Origin of the sequence: Chryseobacterium sp., from assembly GCF_022869225.1 — a bacterium.
Lineage (GTDB): Bacteria > Bacteroidota > Bacteroidia > Flavobacteriales > Weeksellaceae > Chryseobacterium.
In genome coordinates, this window is record NZ_JALIHL010000001.1 from 127,931 (window position 1) to 148,654 (window position 20,724).

19 protein-coding genes, 2 pseudogenes and 1 riboswitch are annotated in these 20,724 nt (G+C 37.1%); of the genes and pseudogenes, 12 read left to right on the top strand and 9 right to left on the bottom strand.

What is annotated here, in order from left to right:
- The first annotated feature begins 122 nt into the window (after nt 1-122).
- From MUW56_RS00635 to MUW56_RS00665, 7 genes are all read left to right on the top strand, one after another.
- The gene (locus MUW56_RS00635) at nt 123-1,028 is read left to right on the top strand and encodes an arginase family protein (protein ID WP_292011364.1); all 906 of its coding nucleotides are present in this window, start codon (nt 123-125) and stop codon (nt 1,026-1,028) included.
- Entirely contained in the window at nt 1,029-1,622 is a 594-nt protein-coding gene (locus MUW56_RS00640) for an HPP family protein (RefSeq protein ID WP_292011365.1), read from the top strand.
- 6 nt (nt 1,623-1,628) lie between these two features.
- The gene (locus MUW56_RS00645; protein ID WP_292011366.1) at nt 1,629-1,973 is read left to right on the top strand and encodes a hypothetical protein; all 345 of its coding nucleotides are present in this window, start codon (nt 1,629-1,631) and stop codon (nt 1,971-1,973) included.
- Between the two features lie 29 nt (nt 1,974-2,002).
- Nucleotides 2,003-2,248 (top strand): NAD-dependent epimerase/dehydratase family protein, encoded by a 246-nt coding sequence (locus tag MUW56_RS00650; RefSeq protein WP_292011367.1) that lies wholly within the window; start codon nt 2,003-2,005, stop codon nt 2,246-2,248.
- Between the two features lie 36 nt (nt 2,249-2,284).
- Entirely contained in the window at nt 2,285-2,911 is a 627-nt protein-coding gene (locus MUW56_RS00655; protein ID WP_292011368.1) for a TIGR01777 family oxidoreductase, read from the top strand.
- 94 nt (nt 2,912-3,005) lie between these two features.
- Entirely contained in the window at nt 3,006-3,587 is a 582-nt protein-coding gene (gene nudK, locus MUW56_RS00660) for a GDP-mannose pyrophosphatase NudK (RefSeq protein ID WP_292011369.1), read from the top strand.
- A 67-nt stretch (nt 3,588-3,654) separates the two neighbouring features.
- The gene (locus tag MUW56_RS00665; RefSeq protein ID WP_292011370.1) at nt 3,655-4,035 is read left to right on the top strand and encodes a VOC family protein; all 381 of its coding nucleotides are present in this window, start codon (nt 3,655-3,657) and stop codon (nt 4,033-4,035) included.
- 337 nt (nt 4,036-4,372) lie between these two features.
- Here the strand turns inward: MUW56_RS00665 and MUW56_RS00670 are convergent, their stop codons facing one another.
- On the bottom strand, nt 4,373-6,676 hold the full coding sequence (locus MUW56_RS00670; RefSeq protein ID WP_292011371.1) for a hypothetical protein: 2,304 nt from the start codon (nt 6,674-6,676) through the stop codon (nt 4,373-4,375).
- Between the two features lie 463 nt (nt 6,677-7,139).
- Here MUW56_RS00670 and MUW56_RS00675 point away from each other — a divergent pair, with 463 nt between their 5' ends.
- Nucleotides 7,140-7,904, top strand: a complete 765-nt coding sequence (locus tag MUW56_RS00675) for a hypothetical protein (protein WP_292011372.1) — start codon at nt 7,140-7,142, stop codon at nt 7,902-7,904.
- Nucleotides 7,905-8,020: 116 nt separating this feature from the next.
- Here MUW56_RS00675 and MUW56_RS00680 read toward each other — a convergent pair whose 3' ends face one another.
- Nucleotides 8,021-8,482 carry an Lrp/AsnC family transcriptional regulator gene (locus tag MUW56_RS00680; RefSeq protein ID WP_292011373.1) on the bottom strand — a complete coding sequence of 154 codons (462 nt, stop codon included), beginning with the start codon at nt 8,480-8,482 and terminating at the stop codon, nt 8,021-8,023.
- 154 nt (nt 8,483-8,636) lie between these two features.
- Nucleotides 8,637-8,824, top strand: a riboswitch (cobalamin riboswitch).
- 177 nt (nt 8,825-9,001) lie between these two features.
- Between MUW56_RS00680 and metE the strand changes: the two genes are divergently transcribed.
- Both metE and MUW56_RS00690 read left to right on the top strand, forming a co-directional pair.
- Nucleotides 9,002-11,338, top strand: a complete 2,337-nt coding sequence (gene metE / locus MUW56_RS00685) for a 5-methyltetrahydropteroyltriglutamate--homocysteine S-methyltransferase (RefSeq protein WP_292011374.1) — start codon at nt 9,002-9,004, stop codon at nt 11,336-11,338.
- A 328-nt stretch (nt 11,339-11,666) separates the two neighbouring features.
- Nucleotides 11,667-12,113, top strand: a complete 447-nt coding sequence (locus MUW56_RS00690; RefSeq protein WP_292011375.1) for a KTSC domain-containing protein — start codon at nt 11,667-11,669, stop codon at nt 12,111-12,113.
- Between the two features lie 42 nt (nt 12,114-12,155).
- On the opposite strand, the gene MUW56_RS00695 is transcribed toward MUW56_RS00690, so the two are convergent.
- Complete coding sequence (locus tag MUW56_RS00695; RefSeq protein ID WP_367118472.1) at nt 12,156-12,944, bottom strand: GLPGLI family protein; 789 nt, start codon at nt 12,942-12,944, stop codon at nt 12,156-12,158.
- 510 nt (nt 12,945-13,454) lie between these two features.
- Here MUW56_RS00695 and MUW56_RS00700 point away from each other — a divergent pair.
- Nucleotides 13,455-13,604, top strand: a pseudogene (locus MUW56_RS00700) (KTSC domain-containing protein); the annotation flags it as partial.
- 42 nt (nt 13,605-13,646) lie between these two features.
- Here MUW56_RS00700 and MUW56_RS00705 read toward each other — a convergent pair.
- Together MUW56_RS00705 and MUW56_RS00710 are read right to left on the bottom strand one after the other, a co-directional pair.
- Nucleotides 13,647-14,426, bottom strand: a complete 780-nt coding sequence (locus MUW56_RS00705; RefSeq protein WP_292011377.1) for a GLPGLI family protein — start codon at nt 14,424-14,426, stop codon at nt 13,647-13,649.
- A gap of 61 nt (nt 14,427-14,487) precedes the next feature.
- A complete protein-coding gene (locus MUW56_RS00710; RefSeq protein WP_292011378.1) occupies nt 14,488-14,700 on the bottom strand; it encodes a hypothetical protein in 213 nt (70 codons plus the stop codon).
- Nucleotides 14,701-14,957: 257 nt separating this feature from the next.
- Between MUW56_RS00710 and MUW56_RS00715 the strand changes: the two are divergent.
- Nucleotides 14,958-15,107: pseudogene (locus MUW56_RS00715) on the top strand (KTSC domain-containing protein); the annotation flags it as partial.
- A gap of 23 nt (nt 15,108-15,130) precedes the next feature.
- Here the strand turns inward: MUW56_RS00715 and MUW56_RS00720 are convergent.
- The 4 genes from MUW56_RS00720 to MUW56_RS00735 all read right to left on the bottom strand — a co-directional run bounded on the left by MUW56_RS00720 (nt 15,131) and on the right by MUW56_RS00735 (nt 20,721).
- Nucleotides 15,131-15,916: a GLPGLI family protein gene (locus MUW56_RS00720; RefSeq protein WP_292011379.1), complete on the bottom strand. Its 786-nt coding sequence runs from the start codon at nt 15,914-15,916 to the stop codon at nt 15,131-15,133.
- Nucleotides 15,917-15,984: 68 nt separating this feature from the next.
- Nucleotides 15,985-16,194: a hypothetical protein gene (locus tag MUW56_RS00725; RefSeq protein WP_292011380.1), complete on the bottom strand. Its 210-nt coding sequence runs from the start codon at nt 16,192-16,194 to the stop codon at nt 15,985-15,987.
- A gap of 272 nt (nt 16,195-16,466) precedes the next feature.
- Nucleotides 16,467-19,652, bottom strand: coding sequence for an efflux RND transporter permease subunit (locus MUW56_RS00730; RefSeq protein ID WP_292011381.1), 3,186 nt, complete (start codon nt 19,650-19,652; stop codon nt 16,467-16,469).
- A gap of 7 nt (nt 19,653-19,659) precedes the next feature.
- Complete coding sequence (locus MUW56_RS00735; protein ID WP_292011382.1) at nt 19,660-20,721, bottom strand: efflux RND transporter periplasmic adaptor subunit; 1,062 nt, start codon at nt 20,719-20,721, stop codon at nt 19,660-19,662.
- Nucleotides 20,722-20,724: the final 3 nt, after the last annotated feature.

Below are 20,724 nucleotides of genomic sequence, written 5' to 3' on the forward strand. Positions count from 1 at the left end.
CATTGAATTGCAGGCCGGCACTTTCTATCAGTTCTTTAAATACATCCGCGGTTCTCTCCGTTCCCGGGATACAAGCCACCCATTTACAAACGGATAATGTGTATCTTTGTCAAAATTCATTTATGAAAAAGGAGATCAATATTTTTGAGTTTCCTCTCAGCCTGGGACTCACAAAAAAAGAGCATGAGACAGAGCCCGGAGTTAAAAAGCTTCCGGACTGGCTTAAAAATTTTGATTTTCATAAAAAATTGGAACCTAAAGACATCTTCAGGCTGGAAGCTCCTGAATATATGATGGCTTTTGACAAGGAATCCGGAGTAAGGAATGCAGACCACATCATTGAATATGCTAAGAAGCAGGCTGCACTTGTTCTGAATAATTATCATAAAAATACATTCAACATCTTTCTCGGTGGTGACTGCAGTATTCTGATCGGAAATGCGGTTGCTTTGAAAAAACTGGGAAAATTCGGACTTTTCTATCTGGACGGCCATACCGATTTTATTCCGCCACATTTATCACAAAGCGGAGGTGCTGCAGGAATGGATCTTGCTATTGTTTCCGGAATCGGACATGAAAAGTTAACCAATATTGGAGAACTTAGCCCCTATTTTCATGAAGAAAATATTTTTTGCTGTGGAAATGCAGAAACAGATGACGAGGAATATGTACGTGAGATCCTCCACTCGAATATTCATTATTTTGATCTCGAAAGCCTTAGGAAGAATGGTTTCAGGAAAACTGCTGAAGATTTTATCAAAATGGTGCATGAAAAAAAGCTGGACGGATTTTTCATCCATTTTGATGTCGATGTGTTGAAAGATGAGCTGATGCCGGCTGTGGACAGCAGAATGGAAGACGGAATAAGCTATGAAGATCTTAAAGAAATACTGAGGCCGCTGATCCATCATCCTCAATGTTTTGGGATTGAGATCACGATCTTAGATCCGGATAGTGATAAAAACGGGACTTATACCCGGCCTTTTGTAAACAATTTAATTCAAATTATAAAAAATAAAGAAGACTAAATGAAGAAGACCATAAAAAGAACATTCCGGGTCTCAAAGTATGTGATCTATAAAGAAACGCTGGTTGATTACAAAGAGCATTTCTGGTCATTTCTGGGTGCATTTTTCGGAATTGGAATCATTGCGTTCATCCAATCCCATTCTTTAACAGAGACTGAAAATATATTTCTGATCGGTTCCTTTGGTGCGTCAAGTGTTCTAATTTACGGGGCGATTCAGAGTCCTTTGGCTCAACCTAGAAATCTGGTGGGTGGACATGTACTATCAGCCCTTGTAGGAGTTACGGTGTATAAATTTATTCCGGATATTATCTGGCTTTCTGCCCCATTGGCAGTGGCCTTTTCCATTGTCCTGATGCAATACACAAAGACACTTCATCCTCCGGGTGGTGCAACAGCGCTTATTGCAGTGAGCTCTACCGGAAAAATCCCTGAACTGGGGTATTGGTACGTTATCTCCCCTGTTTTATCGGGGTGTATTATTCTGCTGCTTGTAGCCCTGTTTTTCAATAATATCACGTCCAACAGAAGCTATCCTGCGCACAGCAGATTTAAAAAATTATTAAAGAAAAGACATACACACCACACAAAATAAAAAAATATGAACTGCCTGGAATGTGGCGAAAAAATTATCGGGAGGTCTGATAAAAAGTTCTGTAATGATGCCTGCCGAAATGCCTATAATAATAAGCAGAACAAAGATTCTAATAACCTGATGCGGAATGTGAACAACAAACTCCGTAAGAATTACCGCATCCTCGGAGAAGTCAACATTGAGGGCAAGACCAAAATCTCAAAATCCAAACTCGACAGCTTAGGATTTGACTTTGATTATTTTACCAATGTAAAAATCTATAAAAACGGATCTGAATATAAGTTTATTTATGACTATGGATATAAACTTCTCGAAGACGATTTTGTCCTGATTGTAAAGAATCAGGTTTAATTTATTATATACACCTTAATTACCCTACTATGAAAGAAATTGTTCTCATCACCGGAGCCGGCGGTATGATTGCCCGTGAGCTGGCAAAAAAGATAGAAAATGAATATGTCATAAGGTTTCTGACCCGAAAAAAAAGGCATGCTAATGAATATGAATGGGACCTCAGAAAAGGGAGTATGGATGAGGCTGCTGTAGAAAATGTCTCCCATATTATCCACCTGGCAGGTGCCAATATCTCGGAAAAACGCTGGACAGAGGAAAGAAAAAAGAATTAATCTCCAGCAGAGTCGATTCAGCAGCTTTATTACAAAATGCTTTACAGAAAAAATAGTAAGCTCAAATCTTTCGTTTCGGCTTCAGGGATTAATTTTTACGGAACCCAAACCACAGAAAAGATTTATACGGAAAACGATCTTCCCGGAAATGATTTCTTAAGTGAAGTGGTCATTCTATGGGAAAAAGCCGCTGATTCTTTTCTGGAGCAGAACCTTACTGAAAGAGTGGTTAAAATAAGAACTGCTGTAGTTCTTTCCGAAAAAGAAGGGGCCCTCAAGAAAATGATTCCCCCTATTCAGTATTATATCGGATCTCCATTGGGAAGCGGAAAACAGTACATGCCCTGGATCCACATCAACGACATTTGCTCCATTTATGAATTGGCTTTGAAAAACTCTTCCATTCACGGTTCTTATAATGCTGTTTCACCTCAGCATGTGACAAACAGGGAATTAACCAGACAGATCGCCAAGGTATTGAAAAAGCCTTTATTTATGCCAAATGTGCCCGCTTTTATGCTAAAGCTTATCTTTGGTGAGCTGGCAAATGCCATACTGGAGGGTTCCAGAGCCTCTTCAGAGAAAATCCGGAAGACCGGTTTTCAGTTTGAATTTGCAGATCTTAACAAAGCGCTGGATAACCTGCTAAAAAAGGAAATATAATACCCATTCTGAACCATCAGCAATTTACATTAACAAAGTAAAGCTCTAAAGTAAAGCGAACTTACCATTTATTATAACATAGAAAATATACCCTATGCAAAATCCTAATATTACCATTTTAAAAACAGAAACTCTATCAGACAACTGGTATACATTAAATAAAGTCACCTATACTATTGTAAAGAAAGACGGAACCACGGAAACTCAAAGCAGGGAAGCTTATGACCGCGGAAACGGAGCTGTTATCCTTCTTTATAATACGACTTCCAATACTGTGATTCTAACAAGACAATTCCGCTTACCTACCTATATCAACGGGAATGCTACGGGAATGCTAATTGAAGCATGTGCAGGGCTGTTGGATAATGATAATCCTGAAGAATGTATCAAAAGAGAAACGGAGGAAGAAACGGGATATAAAATTTCCAAAGTTGAAAAAGTATTTCAGGCTTATATGTCTCCCGGTTCTGTGACGGAAATCCTCCATTTTTTCATTGCTGAATATTCCATTGAAATGAAAATTGCTGATGGCGGCGGTCTTGAAGAAGAGGGAGAACATATTGAAGTCCTGGAGCTTCCTTTTGGCAATGCGCTTCAAATGGTTGATTCCGGAGAAATCAATGATGCCAAAACGATAATGCTGCTTCAGCATTTGAGATTGAAAAATATTTTATGATGGAAGCAACCATTCATGAACAGTTATTTGAATATCAGATTCATTCAATTGATATAAAAAAGGAATTATGAAAATCAAAAGTATAGATCATATTGTCCTCACGGTGGCTGATCTTAATAAGACGATTGAGTTTTACACTCAGATCATGGGGTTTAAAGCGGTTACTTTCGACGATAACAGAAAAGCTCTGATCTTTGGAAATCAAAAAATCAATCTCCATCAAAAAGGACATGAATTTGAACCTAAAGCAAAACAGCCTACCTGCGGCTCAGCTGATCTTTGTTTTATTGCCCAGACAGATATTCATGATGTTCTTGAGGAGCTGAAACAGAAGAACATTGAAATTATTGAAGGCATTGTAGACAGGACGGGAGCATTGGGAAAAATAAGATCCGTTTATTTCAGGGATCCGGATCAAAATCTTATCGAAGTAAGTAATTATCATTGAGATAAATAGATGATCAATTAAACCATTAAGATTCAATAAGGTTTTAGGGATGTTAAGAATAGCTTCACTTTACGAAGGTCAGCTTATAAAAATCTTAATATTTTTTCTTCACGATCCTTATTCTTAAAAATCTTAATGGTTTAAATCATCCTGTCTTATATTCCCATATCATTTTCTTCACCAAACCTTTTCCAATACTTATATACCGGCAAATAAAGGGAAGAATAATTAGGGAATCACATCGTTCTATTCCCCTAAGCAATGAGGATATTGGCCGTTTGTCTTAGTCAATATTATATACATAAACGGTGCCCCCTATTCTCTTTAATTTTATGGGTTACAGTCCAAACTTAGAAAGCAGTCCCGGTTTTTTCCATGATCCTTTATATTCATCCGCAATGGCATCATAGTCTGAAAATGAACGTACATGATCCAATATCGCATGGGCTTCTTTCAAATTACCTGAATGATACAGAACCAATGCTCTTGCTAGTTCAACACCTTCCATCAAAGTATCATATTCCCAGTTTTCATGATTAAAGAGCGTAGAGAATCTGTCAGAAAGCAGTAAGGTCTGATCTTTATTATTTAGTTTTCCGTAAGCCCTGATCCCATAGCTTAGCCAAAGCACATAATCTTCAGCATCCATTATGTCCTCATTGGAAGCATCAAATTGGCTGAAGACAGAGGCGGCATCTGCATATTCCCCCTGAAGATAGCTGCTTTTAACAATCATGTAAAGTGTTTTGGCCTTATCAAAATCATTCAGTAGAAAATCTTTTTTATTTCTCAGATAGCTTTTGGCAGTTAGGGCTACTTTTTCATAATTCTCCTGTTCATTATAGATCTGCATCAGTACATACTGTGGATTGGGCTCCTGCGGGAAACGCTTCGCTATATTTTCATAATAAGAGCGTATCGTATGATTTTCTTCATGGCTCAAATGCTGATAAATCATCCCTTCCAGAACATTTTTCGCAGCTTCCAGGTCTGCATAATCATCATCACTGATTCCAGTATGTTCCTTCGTATGCTGATAAAAATAGATAAGGGTTTCCCTGACCTCCGTATCGGCTTCTAAAAAGCCCAGTATACTATGGACCTCTATCTGGCGGGCTATGTAATATAAATTCTTATAAAAATAATCCGGGTCTCTCTCGTCATAAAGCGCGAAATAATTCCCCAGAGCTTTCTCTGCCTTTTCATAATTTTCATCATGCAATAAAGCATCGATCAATACAAGATGAAGTTCTCTGAATTCCGAATAGCCCAACCCTTCAGAAGCCACTTCTATGGCGGAATAATGATCTCCTGATAAAGAATATTTTATCGCAAGATTATTACAGCACATTGCCCTGGTATGCAGATCATTGTAATAATCACTTTCAAACGCTCCATCCTCGTAATATCTGCGGAATGCTGCATGAGCCTGCTGATAAATCATTTGGCTGACTTCCTGAAATCTGATTTTATCATTTTCATCGTTGATCTCTTCAATAAATTCATCCAGATGAACGCCCTCATTATAGAGGTCTGCAGGATAATCATTGAACACAGGAACCTGAGATGGTATGGTCTTATATAAATGATATTCAGATACTGTTTTTCGTCTCCAGGCTGTTGCATTGGAAGATAATATTTCCGCTTTTTCCAATAAAGGGACGGCTTCGGAATAACGCCCTTCTTCATACAGATAGGTTCCGGCAAAATGATACCCTGAAAAGAGTTCCGGATAAGTGTGTATAATTTCAAGAGCATGATGGTAGTAGAAATCTTCAGCAATATTCAGTATACCGGAATAATTTCTTTCAATAATCAGCTGATAATAGAACACCCCGGGATGCTGGTATCCGTTTTGTATCAAAGCATCAAAACGCTGATGCCATTCCGCCAGTTTTTCCTGGATATGTAAAGCGGAATTTACTCCTTTCACCACTTTAAGCATGATCTTCAGCGAAAGATCTGGGGCCTCATTTTCATAAGCAATATCTGCAAGATTAATAAAATCATATTCATTCCTGCTTACAAAAGTGGTACAATTCTTTTCTATAAGACTGACAAGCGCTGCTCCGGAAACTTTCTTTTCACGATCCAGCAGATAAACTTTTTTAATCCAGAACATAGAAATGTTCTTATCTCTCAGCTCCCGGTGATCTGCAAAGTGTTTCTCAAAATAATATATTCCGGCTTCCAGACTGTTCAAAAGAGCTCTGGAATCTCCTATCGATTCATAAATTTTAACCAGGAAATCGTAACCATATACTGCATTTTCTGAGTCTTCCAGCAATCTTTCCGCATAGGTGATAAATTCCTGCTTATTCTGTTCTGTGATATGTTTTTTTGGTCTGGCGATCTGTATTAAGGTGGATTCATTCTCTAAAGGATAGCTCAGGATATTGTAAAGAGCTTTCTGGTGATCAGGATTCAGTTTTAAAATCCGGCGCAAATAAGGAATTACTTTCTCCCGGATAGCATCGTAAACCGCTTCATGCCCGTCTTCATATACCTGATCATGACTGGCTACTGCCATTAAAAATAAAACTTCTTCATCGTCCGGGTGAGATAATAAATAGTTTTCACCCTCTTCAATACACTGTTCCAGTTCACCGCTGTAAAACAGTTGTTCTAAATTGTCGTACATTATTAATATTTTGTTCTGTAATTCTATCGTGCATTTTCCTGCTGCATGCATATGCCGCCCCAGGATTTGGTATTTGGTCTGCAAATATAAAAAACTTAAAAACATACCCAAACCCCTATTAAATAAAGGAAAATATGTTACTGAAATCCGTATAATGAACCACCTCAGCGCTTTATACCAATCCGGTATCAAAAAAAGGGTATCTCAAAAAAGAGAATCATAAGACTTTACATCGAAAAAATCCGGTGGTTTTTATAGAAGTGAAGAGAATGATGATGGTGGGCAAGACTAAAACTGTAATAAAGCAAACCGGTTTTTATCAAAAAAAACAAAGGATAAATTAAATTCCTACAAAATAAAGAAATTGATAGCATAAAGTTGCTCTAATTCTTTAATTTTCAAATTTAAAGCCTTAATTTTGCAGCGAAATTCAGAAAATTCAGATTCTTCAACAACTATGCGCATGAAAAAAATGATGATCGGGCTTTGTTCAGCTCTATCTGTTATTGTTTGGGGGCAAAAAAAACCTTCAAAAACAACTCATCTTATCCCTTACAGCTATCAGACATTCTCTTGTGATAACAAAGGATATTTTGATGCCACAAAATATGAAAAAGAACAAATAGACGGAGTTAATAAACTGTTATATAAATTCAACGGGGTTCATTTTGACACCAACCCCATCTTTAAACTGTCGAGCCTGGAAGAAGTCCGTAAGAATAAAGAGGCCCACCTGGAGGATCTGGATAAACAATATGAAGAAAAGAAAAAAGAATTGTACAGCCTTAAAGTGATTGATCTTCCGGTGTGGAATAAGCTTTATGAGGAGACCATTCATACCTTTGAAAATGAGTATCAGCTGAACAAGGAAGAAATCATTGCTTTTTCTGATCCCTCAACACTCAAAAACAGTAAGTTCTATACAACCTGCAAAGAACCCATTGATGCCATCTCTTCTCCTGACCGAGAAAAAATGTTTGCAGCTTGGAAAAACTATACCGAACTTAAAAGCAAAAACAATGCTGATCCCAAAGCTGTAATGGCCAGATTCGATGCCAAAATGAATGATCCTCAAAAGGAAGATTATGCCCTGATTGATCTGATCGGTCTTAATTTTCACAACTGTGCCAACAGCAGCTTCAGACAGAAACGGGATGATGAAGGAAAAGTTTACAAAGATTTTGATAAACTGTTTACCAACCTGAAGAAGAATTGTGAAGACCTTTAATGATTGTTAGAAATACAAGATGATAATGACAGTGCTCCATGGAGTACTGTTTTTTTTATCCTCTGTGACAAATCAGTTCTGTTTACTGAAAAAATTATTTACCTGATGGGTATTTTTTATATCGAAACGCCATGGGTATTCTTCACTTCAGCCATTACAAAAGTACTGTGGGTACTTCCTATGGAATCTACAGAGCCCAGCTTATTAAATACAAAATCCTGGTAGTGTTTCATATCCCTTACCTGGACCTTAAGAAGGAAATCAAAATCACCGGAAATATTATAACATTCTGCCACTTCTTCAATTTGCAGAATATCTGTAACGAATTGGTTTCCTACAGAACGGTCATGAATTTTTAACTTAACCTGGCAGAAAACAGTAAAACCTCTATTCAGCTTTTCCGCTTCCAACACCGCAGCATAATGTTTGATATAGCCTTCCTGCTCCAATCTTTTAACCCGTTCAAACACCGGTGAAGGAGACAGGTTAATTTCTTTAGCCAGCTCTTTCACCGTCAATTTAGCATTCTTTTGCAGGATTCTTAATAACTGAAGATCCTTTTCGTCAAGTCTTTCCACAGGATAATATTCTTTTTACCGATATATTTTTCAAATTTAAAGAATATTTAGCCTTAAAATAAGATCAAAACCAAATTTTATGCTGAATTTTTAAACTACCACCAATCAATTCTCTTAATTCTATATCTTTACACCCTATTTTGTTCTTTAAAATACTTCATCAAACGGAAGAGGTTCTACTTAACGTAGATTAATAGGGAATCGTGTGAAAATCACGAGCTGTCGCGCAACTGTAAGCAGCACACCAAAGGTTTCTGTCCTTGTATATCCACTGCCAAAAAGCGGGAAGGATGACAGACACCGCTGCAAGCCAGGAGACCTGCCTGTTCTGAATTGACAATGCTTTCGCGGTTTGAAGCTTCGGGTCATACAGATGATACTTTTGAACGTATACCACCGTTAAGAGGGAAATTACGTTCTTATGGTATCCCTATATTTCCTTTCTATTCTTTCTCCGTCAGTATTACGAAGCATTCAAAAGAGCTTTTAAAAAAAGTTTAATTAAAAGTTTAAAAGAAAATGCAAACACACATTCTTGGCTATCCGCGTATTGGTAGCAACAGAGAACTTAAAAAAGCCTGCGAACAGTACTGGTCAGGTAAAATCGCTCTCAACGAGCTATTGGAGGCTGGAAAAATAATCAGGCAGCAAAACTGGAAATTACAGCAGGAGGCAGGCATTGACCTTATTCCGGCCAATGATTTTTCCTATTATGACCAGGTATTGGATATGACCCTTACCGTAGGTGCTATTCCGGAGCGCTATGAGGCCATTGCTTCCCGGGAATCCAATTCTGATCTTGATCTTTACTTTGCTATGGCAAGAGGCTATCAGAAAAACGGATTGGATATCACAGCCATGGAAATGACCAAATGGTTTGATACCAATTATCACTATATCGTTCCTGAGTTTCAAAAAGACCAGCAATTCAGGTTGCTTTCCGATAAAATCATCAGTGAATTTATCAGTGCAAAACAAGCAGGAATTAATGCAAAACCTGTCATTATCGGATTGTTAACCTATCTTCTATTAGGGAAAGAAAAAGAAAGCGGTTTTGACAAGCTGGATCTGGCTCAAAATCTATTACCGGTCTATACCGAGATCCTAAAAGAACTGGAAAATCAAGGAGCAGAATATATTCAGTTTGATGAACCTTTTTTAGCTTTGGATTTAAATGAAAAGGCAAAAGAAACCTACCAGTCCATTTACAATGCGATCAGAGAACAGTTCCCCGGCCTGAAGTTTATTGTAGCTACTTATTTTGAAGGATTAAAAGACAATCTTTCCCTGGCCGTTTCTCTTCCTGTAGATGTTTTGCATATCGATCTGGTACGCTTGCCTGAACAGCTGGATGAGATCTTACCTGTGCTTCCTGAAACCCTGAGTCTTTCTCTGGGAGTGGTGGATGGAAGAAATATCTGGAAAAATGATTTTGAGAAGTCTTTACGATTTATAAAAAAGGCTGTTAATGAGATTGGACCGGACAGAATCTTTATTGCGCCATCCTGTTCCTTACTCCACTCTCCTTTCGACCTTGATTTAGAAAAGAACGAAGAAGTTTTGACTCCCGAAATCAAACAGTGGCTGGCTTTTGCCAAACAAAAGGTGAATGAGATTGTAACGTTACAGAAACTTGCCGGAAATCCGGATTATCCTACTTTACAGGAGCTGGCAGAAAATAAAAAAGCTATTGAAAACAGGAATATTTCAGCATTAATCCATAATCAGGAAGTCAAAAACCGTGTTGTCGTAACGACGGATGATGATGCCCGGAGAAAGAGCCCATTTAATGTAAGAAAAGAAACTCAGCAAAAAGTATTACAGCTGCCTTTATTTCCTACAACCACCATCGGTTCATTCCCGCAGACCAAAGAAGTGAGGAACTGGAGAGCCCAATTCAAAAAGGGAGAACTTACAGCCAGCCACTACAATGATCTGTTGAAAAAAGAAACGGCAAGAACCATCCATTGGCAGGAAGAAATAGGAATTGATGTACTGGTGCACGGTGAATTTGAACGTAATGATATGGTTGAATATTTCGGGGAACAGCTTTCAGGATTTACCTTTACCCAGAACGGATGGGTGCAGAGCTATGGAAGCCGCTGTGTGAAACCTCCTATTATTTACGGAGATGTATACCGTCCTCACCCAATGACCGTGTATTGGTCAGAATATGCCCAGTCATTAACAAAAAAATGGGTAAAAGGAATGCTTACAGGGCCTGTTACTATTCTGCAATGGTCTTTTGTACGTGACGATCAACCCCGTTCCCTGACCTGCAAACAGATTGCATTAGCGATCCGTGATGAGGTAACTGATCTGGAAAAAGCAGGAATCAGGATTATCCAGATTGATGAGCCTGCTATCAGAGAAGGACTTCCGTTAAGAAAATCCGAATGGCAAAACTACCTGAAATGGGCTGTGGAAGCCTTCAGAATTTCAGCAAGCGGTGTGGAAGATGCTACCCAGATCCATACCCATATGTGCTATTCCGAATTTAACGATATTATCCAGAACATTGCAGATATGGATGCTGATGTTATTACCATAGAATGCTCCAGAAGCCAGATGGAACTGCTAAATGCTTTTGCCGATTTCAAATATCCGAATGAGATTGGTCCCGGAGTCTATGACATCCATTCACCAAGGGTTCCTTCCAAAGAGGAAATGGTAGAACTGCTCAAAAAAGCACAGGCTGTAATTCCGGCACACCAGCTTTGGGTGAATCCTGACTGTGGTTTAAAAACCCGTCATTGGGATGAAACCGAGAAGGCATTAAAAGCAATGGTGGAAGCATCTAAGGAGGCCAGTGCTGCGTATATCACTCAGGAGAAGCTGAAAAATCATTGGTTATAAATTAAAAGCAGGAGCTTAGGCTTCTGTTTTTTTTATAAAGAAAGACCCGGTTCAAGAGATTTCACATTATCTGGCATTCAACAGCGTTTGATCCCACTTATACTCATATTTTAATATCGTAATCACCATCAATTTTATAATATTACGGCAAAAACGGAAATCAAATAAATTAATAATGAATAACTTACGATTTTTCAAATTAAAATGCTTAATTTTGCACCCCGAAAATAAGGATTAAAATTATATAATCGCTGCTAAAGTATTATACAAACAAATGCTGATGAAGACAGCGGTTGCATATGGCCTTAACAATCAATAATGTTTATATATGAAAAAAATTGGTGAGCACAGAAAGCTTCTTGGAGTGGATCAGAACGTCACTTTAAAAGAATTGAAAACAATTTATAGAAATACGATGAAAGATGCGCATCCTGATAAATTTGTGAATGATGAAGCAGGGAAACTGGAAGCAGAAGAAAAAAGCAAATCTGTGATTGAAGCTTACCACTTTTTGGTGAGCATCAACCCGGAAACGCAGGAAAAATATAAAGAAGAATATACGGAAACAATTACAAAATCCAATATTCAGGATTTTTATCTTGAGAAGTCAATTCTGACGGTTCAGCATTTGAACGGAAAAATGTATGAATATATTGGAGTGCCAAAAAATACGTATATCAAAATGGTAAATGCAGATTCACCAAGCCGTTTTGCAAGAAGACATATTTATGGAAATTTCATCTACAGAAAGTCCGGTGAGGCAATGGCAGATTAATTTTTCAGATTCCATACAAAGCATCTTTTAAAAGATGCTTTTTTAGTATATACTTAATTCGATAGGATTATAATTTTTTTCAGCTTCAACAGCATTTCTTCTAATCATTTCCAAATCTTCTTTATTTTCAATAAACTGTTCGTGAACCTTCATTCTGCCAGCAATTTTATTTTTTAAAAGTTCCCAGATCTGTTCTTTCGTTGTTGCCTTTGCCCTCATAGCGGTATTGGCAGATTTACAAGTGTATTTTCTTTTTCTGAAAGAATATAAGGTATAACGATAATCATCTCTACTGTCATACAATTCTGTAATCAAGCCTGGAAGCCCATTAAATTTATAAGGACCATACTGAAATGGAATCTCAGGAGTAAACCATGCAGTCCAAGTTCTTCCGTATTTTGTTGTTTCTGCTTTTTGGCATTTAAATCCTAAAATGGTCTTGAATTCATTTTTCATCTTCCAGCTAATACTGTTTATTTCTTCATAAGAATAATCAGCATAATTAATTTCTGTTGTGACATATAGTTTTGCAGATGTAGTCCCAATTGTTTCCCTAAAATCTGTAACATACTTCATTGATTCGTTCAAAGGAATATCCACTTTTTCCACCTCTAAAGAATCTCCTATATATTTATTCATGTTTTTAAAAAAAGAAGCTTCCTGATTTATTAGCAGTGCAAAAGTTGTCGTCTTTTTATAATTACTGGCTTTACTCAGTTTGTAGTTGAGTTTATAGTCAGCTTCAAAAACCACATCAAATTTTTTCTGACAGAAAACAAATGTTACCATTAATACATGGAGCAACCCTATAATTTTTTTCATCTTTTTCATTATTAAAAAAACCGCCAAACTTATGACGGCTTTATTATCAGTGGCTATAGATCACTGTTACTACTGTCGAATTTGCGTGCTCAGGACATGTTTCACCATTCAAGTCTGTAAGATAATTCTGTGTCATATTATCAGCCATAGCCTAGCTGACTTGAAGAACCTTCCCGCAAGAAGTTCTGAAAGGAAATGCGCATACTACCCCTGCTGCTAATAAAGCACCTAACAAAATTGTTTTTTTCATCATTGTTTTTTATGGTTGGTTCTCAAAAATATAAAATAAATCAACCTAACAGGGAATTATTTTATTATGTTAAACAACCATAAAACAGCAATTTAAATACAAACAAAAGCATTTGTTAAAAAAGCAAACATTACATTTATTACTTATGAAATCCAATTTACAAAAGAAGTAAATAAGGGAATAAATTATAATGTACAAGCGGGGTAATTAAGCTGTAAAAAACAAAAAACCGCATCAAAAATGATACGGTTTTCGGGTAAATAAGGTTGTTACAGGGCAGCAATGGGTATCAATATATTGGAGTACCAGGAAATACGTATATCAAAATGGTAAATGCAGATTCGCCAAACCGTTTTGCAAGAAGACATATTTATGGAAATTTCATCTGCAGAAAGTCCGGTGAGGCAATGGCAGATTAATTTTTCAGATTCCATACAAAGCATCTTTTAAAAGATGCTTTTTTAGTATATACTTAATTCGATAGGATTATAATTTTTTTCAGCTTCAACAGCATTTCTTCTAATCATTTCCAAATCTTCTTTATTTTCAATATATTTTTCATGTAATTGCATCATTCCAGCTAATCTGTTTTTTAAAACCTCAGACACTTTTTCTTTTGTAAGCTTTTTTACATTAGTCACAATATTAGCTGATTTACAAATATATTTTCGTTTTCTAAAGCTATAAAGAATATAATGATAATCATCTTTAGTATCATATACTTCAGCAATTAAGCCAGGCAAACCATTAAATTTATAGGGGCCAAATTGAAATGGAATCTCAGGAGCAAACCATGCAATCCAAGTTCTGCCGTACTTTGTTGTTTCTGCTTTTTGACATGTATAGCCAGCCACTGTTTTAAATTCATTTTTTATCTTCCAATTAATGTCATTACGCTCTTCATATTCAAAATAGGAGTAATTAATTTCATCAGTAACATAAAATTTGGCAGCTGTTGTACCAATATATCCTCTAAAATCTGTATTATATTTCATCGCTTCCTCAAGCGAATTCAGTTTTTTTTCTACCATTAGAGAGTCTGAAATATATCGGTGTAAATCTTTAAAGAAAGAAGATTTTTCATTGATAAGCAAAGCAAAAGTTGTTTCTTTTTTATAATGGGAAGCATTGGACATTTTATAGTTTAATATATAATCCGCTTCATACATTACATCAAATTTTTTTTGAGAAAAAATGGTGACTGCAATTAATACGCAAAAGAGAAATATTACTTTTTTCATTTTAATCTTTTCTTCATACACTATAAACCGCCACGTTTTATGGCGGCCATACCTTTTTATGTTAGTGATAGTAGATGTGAATAGCAACAGCACCGGAGCCCGGACATGTTTGAGTATTCACCGCTCCCAGATAGTTTCCCAGCTGATCCAATGACATATTATCAGCTATTGTTTGGCTGATTTGGAGAACTATCCCGCAAGAAGTTCTGAAAGGAAATGCGCATACTACCCCTGCTGTTAATAAAGCACCTAATAAAATTGTTTTTTTCATCATTGTTTTTTTATGGTTAGTTCTCAAAAATATAAAATAAATCAACATAACAGGGAATTATTTTATTATGTTAAATAACTATAAAACAGCAATTTAAACACAAACAAAAGCATTTGTTAAAAAAGCAAACATTACATTTATTACTTATGAAATACAATTTACAAAAGAAGTAAATAAGAGAATAAATTATAATGTACAAGTGGGGGTCAAAAACAAAAAACCGTATCAAAAATGATACGGTTTTCGGGTAAATAAGCTTGTTACAGGGCAGCAATGGGTATCAATATATTGGAGTACCAGGAAATACCTATATCAAAATGGTAAATGCAGATTTGCCAAGCCGTTTTGCAAGAAGACATATTTATGGAAATTTCATCTGCAGAAAGTCCGGTGAGGTGATGGCAGATTAATTTTTCAGATTACAAGATGCTTTTTAGTATATACTTAATTCGATAGGATTATAATTTTTCGCCCTTTCTTGGGCTTTCTTTATTAAAAAACGAAGTGTTTCAGGATCAGTGATTAATGCATTATAAGTATTTGGGTCTGCTATTTCTCTCCTTTGGTAGTCAAAAATTTTTGATTTAGTAACTGAAGTGGCTTTAGCTTCCATATTTGCGGACTTAGCAACATATTTTCTTTTTCTGAAACTATACATTGAAAAAATATACTCTTTTTTTTCGTCATAGACTTCCAAAATAAGTCCGGGCAATTTATTGAATTTATAGGGACCAAATGGTAGAGGAATTTCTTCTGTAAACCAAGCAATCCAAGTTCTGCCATATTTTTGGCAGATCGCTTTTTGACATTTATATTTTCCAATAGTTTTACATTCGTTTGAAAGCTTCCAATTAATATTGTTTACTTCTTCATATTTAAAGGCTTTATTTGATACCGGAACGGTTATGTACAGTTTTCCGCTTGTTGTACCAATATATTCAGAAAAATCTGTTGCATACTTCATTCCAAGTCTAAAATCAGATTTATCAGTTAGCTTTTTTTCAAGCTTTAAAGAATCTTCAATATATTTTTTCATGTTTTTATAATAAGATTCTTTTTCATTCATAAGAAGTGCAAAAGCGTCTTCTTGTATGACTGCATTAATAGTTTGATCTTTATAGGTTAGTTTGTAATCAGCTTCATAAGCGACGTCAAATCCGATTTGTGCTTTTAGGAGTGTTACAAAAAAAAATAAAACCAATATATAATATAACTTCATTGTATGCATCTTTAAAAAACAAAATGGATACTCTGCATTTTGCCAAAAACTTTTGTTAATTTTTTTAATTAGTGATTGTAAACAACAATACCAACATTTGTTGTACCGCAAGTAACACCATTCATTAATTTTAAGGTATTTACTACTTGTCCATAAGACATCTCTTTAATTCCTTCTTCATTAATTTGCAATACTATCCCGCAAGAAGTTCTGAAAGGAAATGCGCATACTACCCCTGCTGCTAATAGAGCACCTAACAAAATTGTTTTTTTCATCATTGTTTTTTATGGTTGGTTCTCAAAAATATAAAATAAATCAACCTAACGGGGAATTATTTTATTATGTTAAATAACTATAAAACAGCAATTTAAATACAAACAAAGCATTTGTTAAAAAAACAAACATTACATTTATTACTTATGAAATACAATTTACAAAAGAAGTAAATAAGGGAATAAATTATAATGTACAAGCGGGGTAATTAAGCTGTAAAAAACAAAAAACCGCATCAAAAATGATACGGTTTTCGGTTAATTAAAAGGTTGTTATATTAATCTAAGTGCTTAGGAGTATATCCGTCTTCACTTAGTTCCCTGTGTACATAATCCGCTTTCATTTCAGCTTCATAGTCTGGTTTTTCATGCTTACCCATTCTTCTCAATATAGAGTCAAACAATGAGTATACTACCGGTACAATGATCAAGGTAAGGAATAGGGACGATGTCAAACCCCCGATAACTACCCATGCAAGACCTTTATTCATCTCTGCTCCTGCTCCGGTTGCCAATGCGATCGGCAACATACCGAAGATCATCGCAATAGTGGTCATCAGGATCGGACGAAGACGGGCATGATTCGCCTGGATCAAAGCATCGTGAGTGGTCGCTCCTGTTGCTTTTCTCGCATTGGTAAAGTCAACAATAAGGATTGCATTCTTTGCTACAAGACCAATCAGCATGATCATCCCCAGCATCGTAAAGATATTCAATGAGTTCGCCGTTAAGGCAAGGATCACCATTACCCCGATCATCGCCAATGGAATGGAGAACAATACCACGAACGGATATACAAAACTGTCATATAATGAAACCATTACAAGATATACCAATACAATAGCAGCCAATAAAGCAATTCCTAAAGTACCGAAACCTTCCTGCTGGTTTTCCATATCACCGCTCCAGATGTAATCTACCCCAATAGGCTTTTTATCGCTGTTCATGAATTGGTTGGCCCACTCATTCGCTACGTCACCTACCGGTCTACCTACTGCCTTAGCTCTTACTTTTACGGAAGGAGATTTATCTCTACGTTCAAGCAAACTTGGTCCTGAACCCATTTTTACATCAGCGAACTGGCTCAGACGAACCTGCTGCCCCTGCGGGTTTGTAAACATCAGGTTTTTAACATCATCAATGGATTGTCTGTTGGCATCTCCAAAACGGATATTGATATCATATTCATATTCGCCGGCTCTGAATTTCCCATCTGTATTTCCGTTAAATGCAGTCTGCATCGTTTGACCTACACTTGAAAGGTTTAAGCCTAAAGAAGCCATTTTATCCCTGTCGATATTCACCTGAACTTCAGGATTACCTGTATCGGTTGACAATTCAGCATCTACTGCTCCCGGAACTTTTTTCAGTAATTCTAAAATTCTTGTCGCTTCTTTTACTGCTGTTGCGTTATCCGGAGCTGTGACAACCATTTCGATCGGAGCATTTTCAGCCCCCATGATACCGATTGGAGCTGTTTTAAATTCAACTCCTGTGAATTTCTCTTCCAGTGCTCTTTTGATCTTCGCTGCTTTGATGTTGGTACTTTCAGAACGTTCAGATTTATCCGTTAGGTTGACCTGAACTTCAGACTGGTAAGTAGTTGCCTGAGCTCCGCCAAAACCTGTTGACTGCTGTCCTACCGTTGTGATCAAGTCCACAACATCTTTATCATTTCTTAAAAACTTCTCAACATCCAATGTCAGCTGGTTTGTTTTTTCAACGGTAGCATCTTTTGACAATTCCATTTGAACCAGGAACTGGCCACGGTCTATCGGCGGGAAGAATTCACCTCCAATGAACCCGAATGCCACCAACATGAATGAGCTAATCAAAACAATAAAGGTAATGATCACGGTTGACACTCTTCTCAATGTTGTTTTTAAGCACCATTCAAGAATCCCGGTAATCCAGTGTGTGAATTTGTCAATTAACCCTTCAAACCAAAGGATGAATTTTTCAAACCAGTTTTTGCCTGTTAAATGCTCTAGTTTACCGAATCTTGATGATAACCAAGGAATAATGGTAAATGAAGCCAGCAAGGATAATAAAGTTGCAATAACCACCGTGACGCAGAACTGGGCCAGGATATTGGCCACAAGACCTGAACTCATCGCAATCGGTAAGAATACCACCACAATTACCAATGTAATCGCAGCTACTGTAAATCCGATTTCGGAAGCTCCGTCATAGGCTGCCCTGATCTTACTTTTCCCCATCTCCATGTGGCGGTAAATGTTTTCAAGTACTACAATCGCATCATCCACAAGGATACCTACCACGAGTGATAGTCCCAGTAAACTCATTAAGTTCAGTGTATATCCCATTAAGTTCATTCCAATGAATGTGGCCACCAATGAAGCCGGGATAGAAATCATTACAATAAATGCGTTTCTGATACTGTGCAGGAATAATAACATTACAATCGCCACGAGAATAATCGCTAAGAATAAGTCGAAAATAACGTGGTTTGCTGATTCAAGGGTAAAGTCTGTCGTATCATTTACCACTTTTACTTTTACTCCCTGAACTTTATATGCTGCTTCTACTGTTGCAATTGTTTTCTGAACACTTTCAGATACTGCCACGGCGTTCGCATCAGATTGTTTTTTAACCTGCATTAAGATCGTCGGGAACTGATTGAATCGTGCTACTTTTTCAACATCTTTCTGAGAGTCGAACACAGTTGCAATATCAGACAAACGAACCTGCGCTCCGTTTTTATTGGAAACAACAAGGCTGTTCATTTCCGCAATCGACTTATATTTTCCTGATAGCCTGATCGTAGATTTTGTGGTTCTGGTCTTCAGACTCCCTGTCGGGAAATCTAGGTTGGATGAAAGAATCGCCTGCTGAACATCTCCTATTGAAAGTCCATATCCCTGCAGCTTTTTCTCATCCAGATTCACCTGGATTTCTCTTTCCTGCCCACCTACAAGATCCACCTGCGCTACCCCGTTTACACGGGAGAAAATAGGTTCAATCTTTTTATCTAATAAGTCATAAAGATCTTTACTGTTCAGTTTATCAGATGAAACACTCATTGTGATAATCGGTAAATCATCTAAGGAGAATTTATTCAGAGACGGTGCATCCACATCATCCGGAAGGTCTGCCAGGATTGCATTTACCTTTCTTTGAGCATCATTCAAAGCATAATCAACATCCGCTCCGTTATTCAGCTGAACCATGATCACGGATAAACTTTCGTAAGAAGAAGATTCTACTTTTTTCACATTTTCCAAAGAACCCACGGCATCCTCAATCTTTCGGGTCACGGAAGTTTCCACCTCAGCCGGCGAAGCTCCCGGATAAACCGTGGAAATGGTTACCATATTGGTTTCAAACTTCGGAATCAATTCGTATCCCATGAGCGTATAACTCAGGATACCCCCCAGCGTCAGAATTGTAAATAATACAATAACCAACGATGGTCTTTTAATCGATATTTCTGCTAACTTCATAAACCTTCTACTTTACAATATTCACTTTAGACCCGTTGTCAAGGTTGATCTGTCCACTTGTTACCACCTGCTCTCCGCCATTCAATCCGCTTAACACCTGTACTTTATCTCCATAGACTTTTCCAACAGTTACTTTAATGAGTTTGGCAACACCATTCTGAACAACGAATAACTGGCCTGAACTTACCCCATTCACAAACGCTTCCGCAGGAACTGTCATCATATTCTGAGTTTCTGCTCCATAATTTGTTTTAAAGGTAGCTGTTGCATACATCCCTGCTTTTAAGTTTCCTTTATTCTGAACCTCGATTTCAACAGGGAAATTCAATGAAGCATCACTTTTAGGAGCGATAAATGTAATTCTGCCTACGAAAGAATCTTCCGGTAAAACATTAACTTTGATCGGAACTTCCTGTCCTAACTGGATTTTCCCGATCTGGCTTTCATCCACTAAAACGGAAAGCTTTAAGCTGTTGATATTAACGATCTCAAACATAGAGGTTCCCGGAGAAACTACGGTTCCCGGCTCTACCATTTTCTTGTTGATCATCCCGCTGATTCCGGCACGGATGCTTGTATCATTTACTTTAACTCCCTGAGCTCTTACAGCGGCCTGCATATTTTTCAGCTGCAGTCTTGAGTTATCAAGCTGTTGTTTGGTAACCCCTCCTGTTTTATAAGCATTTTCATAACGCTGGTTATCAATAATAGCGTTCTGTAAATTATTCTGAGCCTGTGTCACATCCACTTCGATTGCGTCTCTCTTGATGGTTGCTAAAACCTGTCCGGCAGATACTCTTGAACCTTCTTTAACCAAAACGCTTACAATACGTCCTGAAATTTCCGAAGACTGGTTCATTTCCTGCTTTGGAAGAAAAGTACCATTAGCGGCATAATCTGTATCGATATTCTCTCTGGCTACAGTAACTACATTCACATTGATTTTATCTACCTGCTTGGCAACCTCTTTTACTTCCTGAGTCTGCTTTTCTTTGTTACCTGCAATCTTGTAAGCTGCCAACCCTACCAGTACGGCCGCTACGATGATATATATTAAAGTTTTTTTCATTTT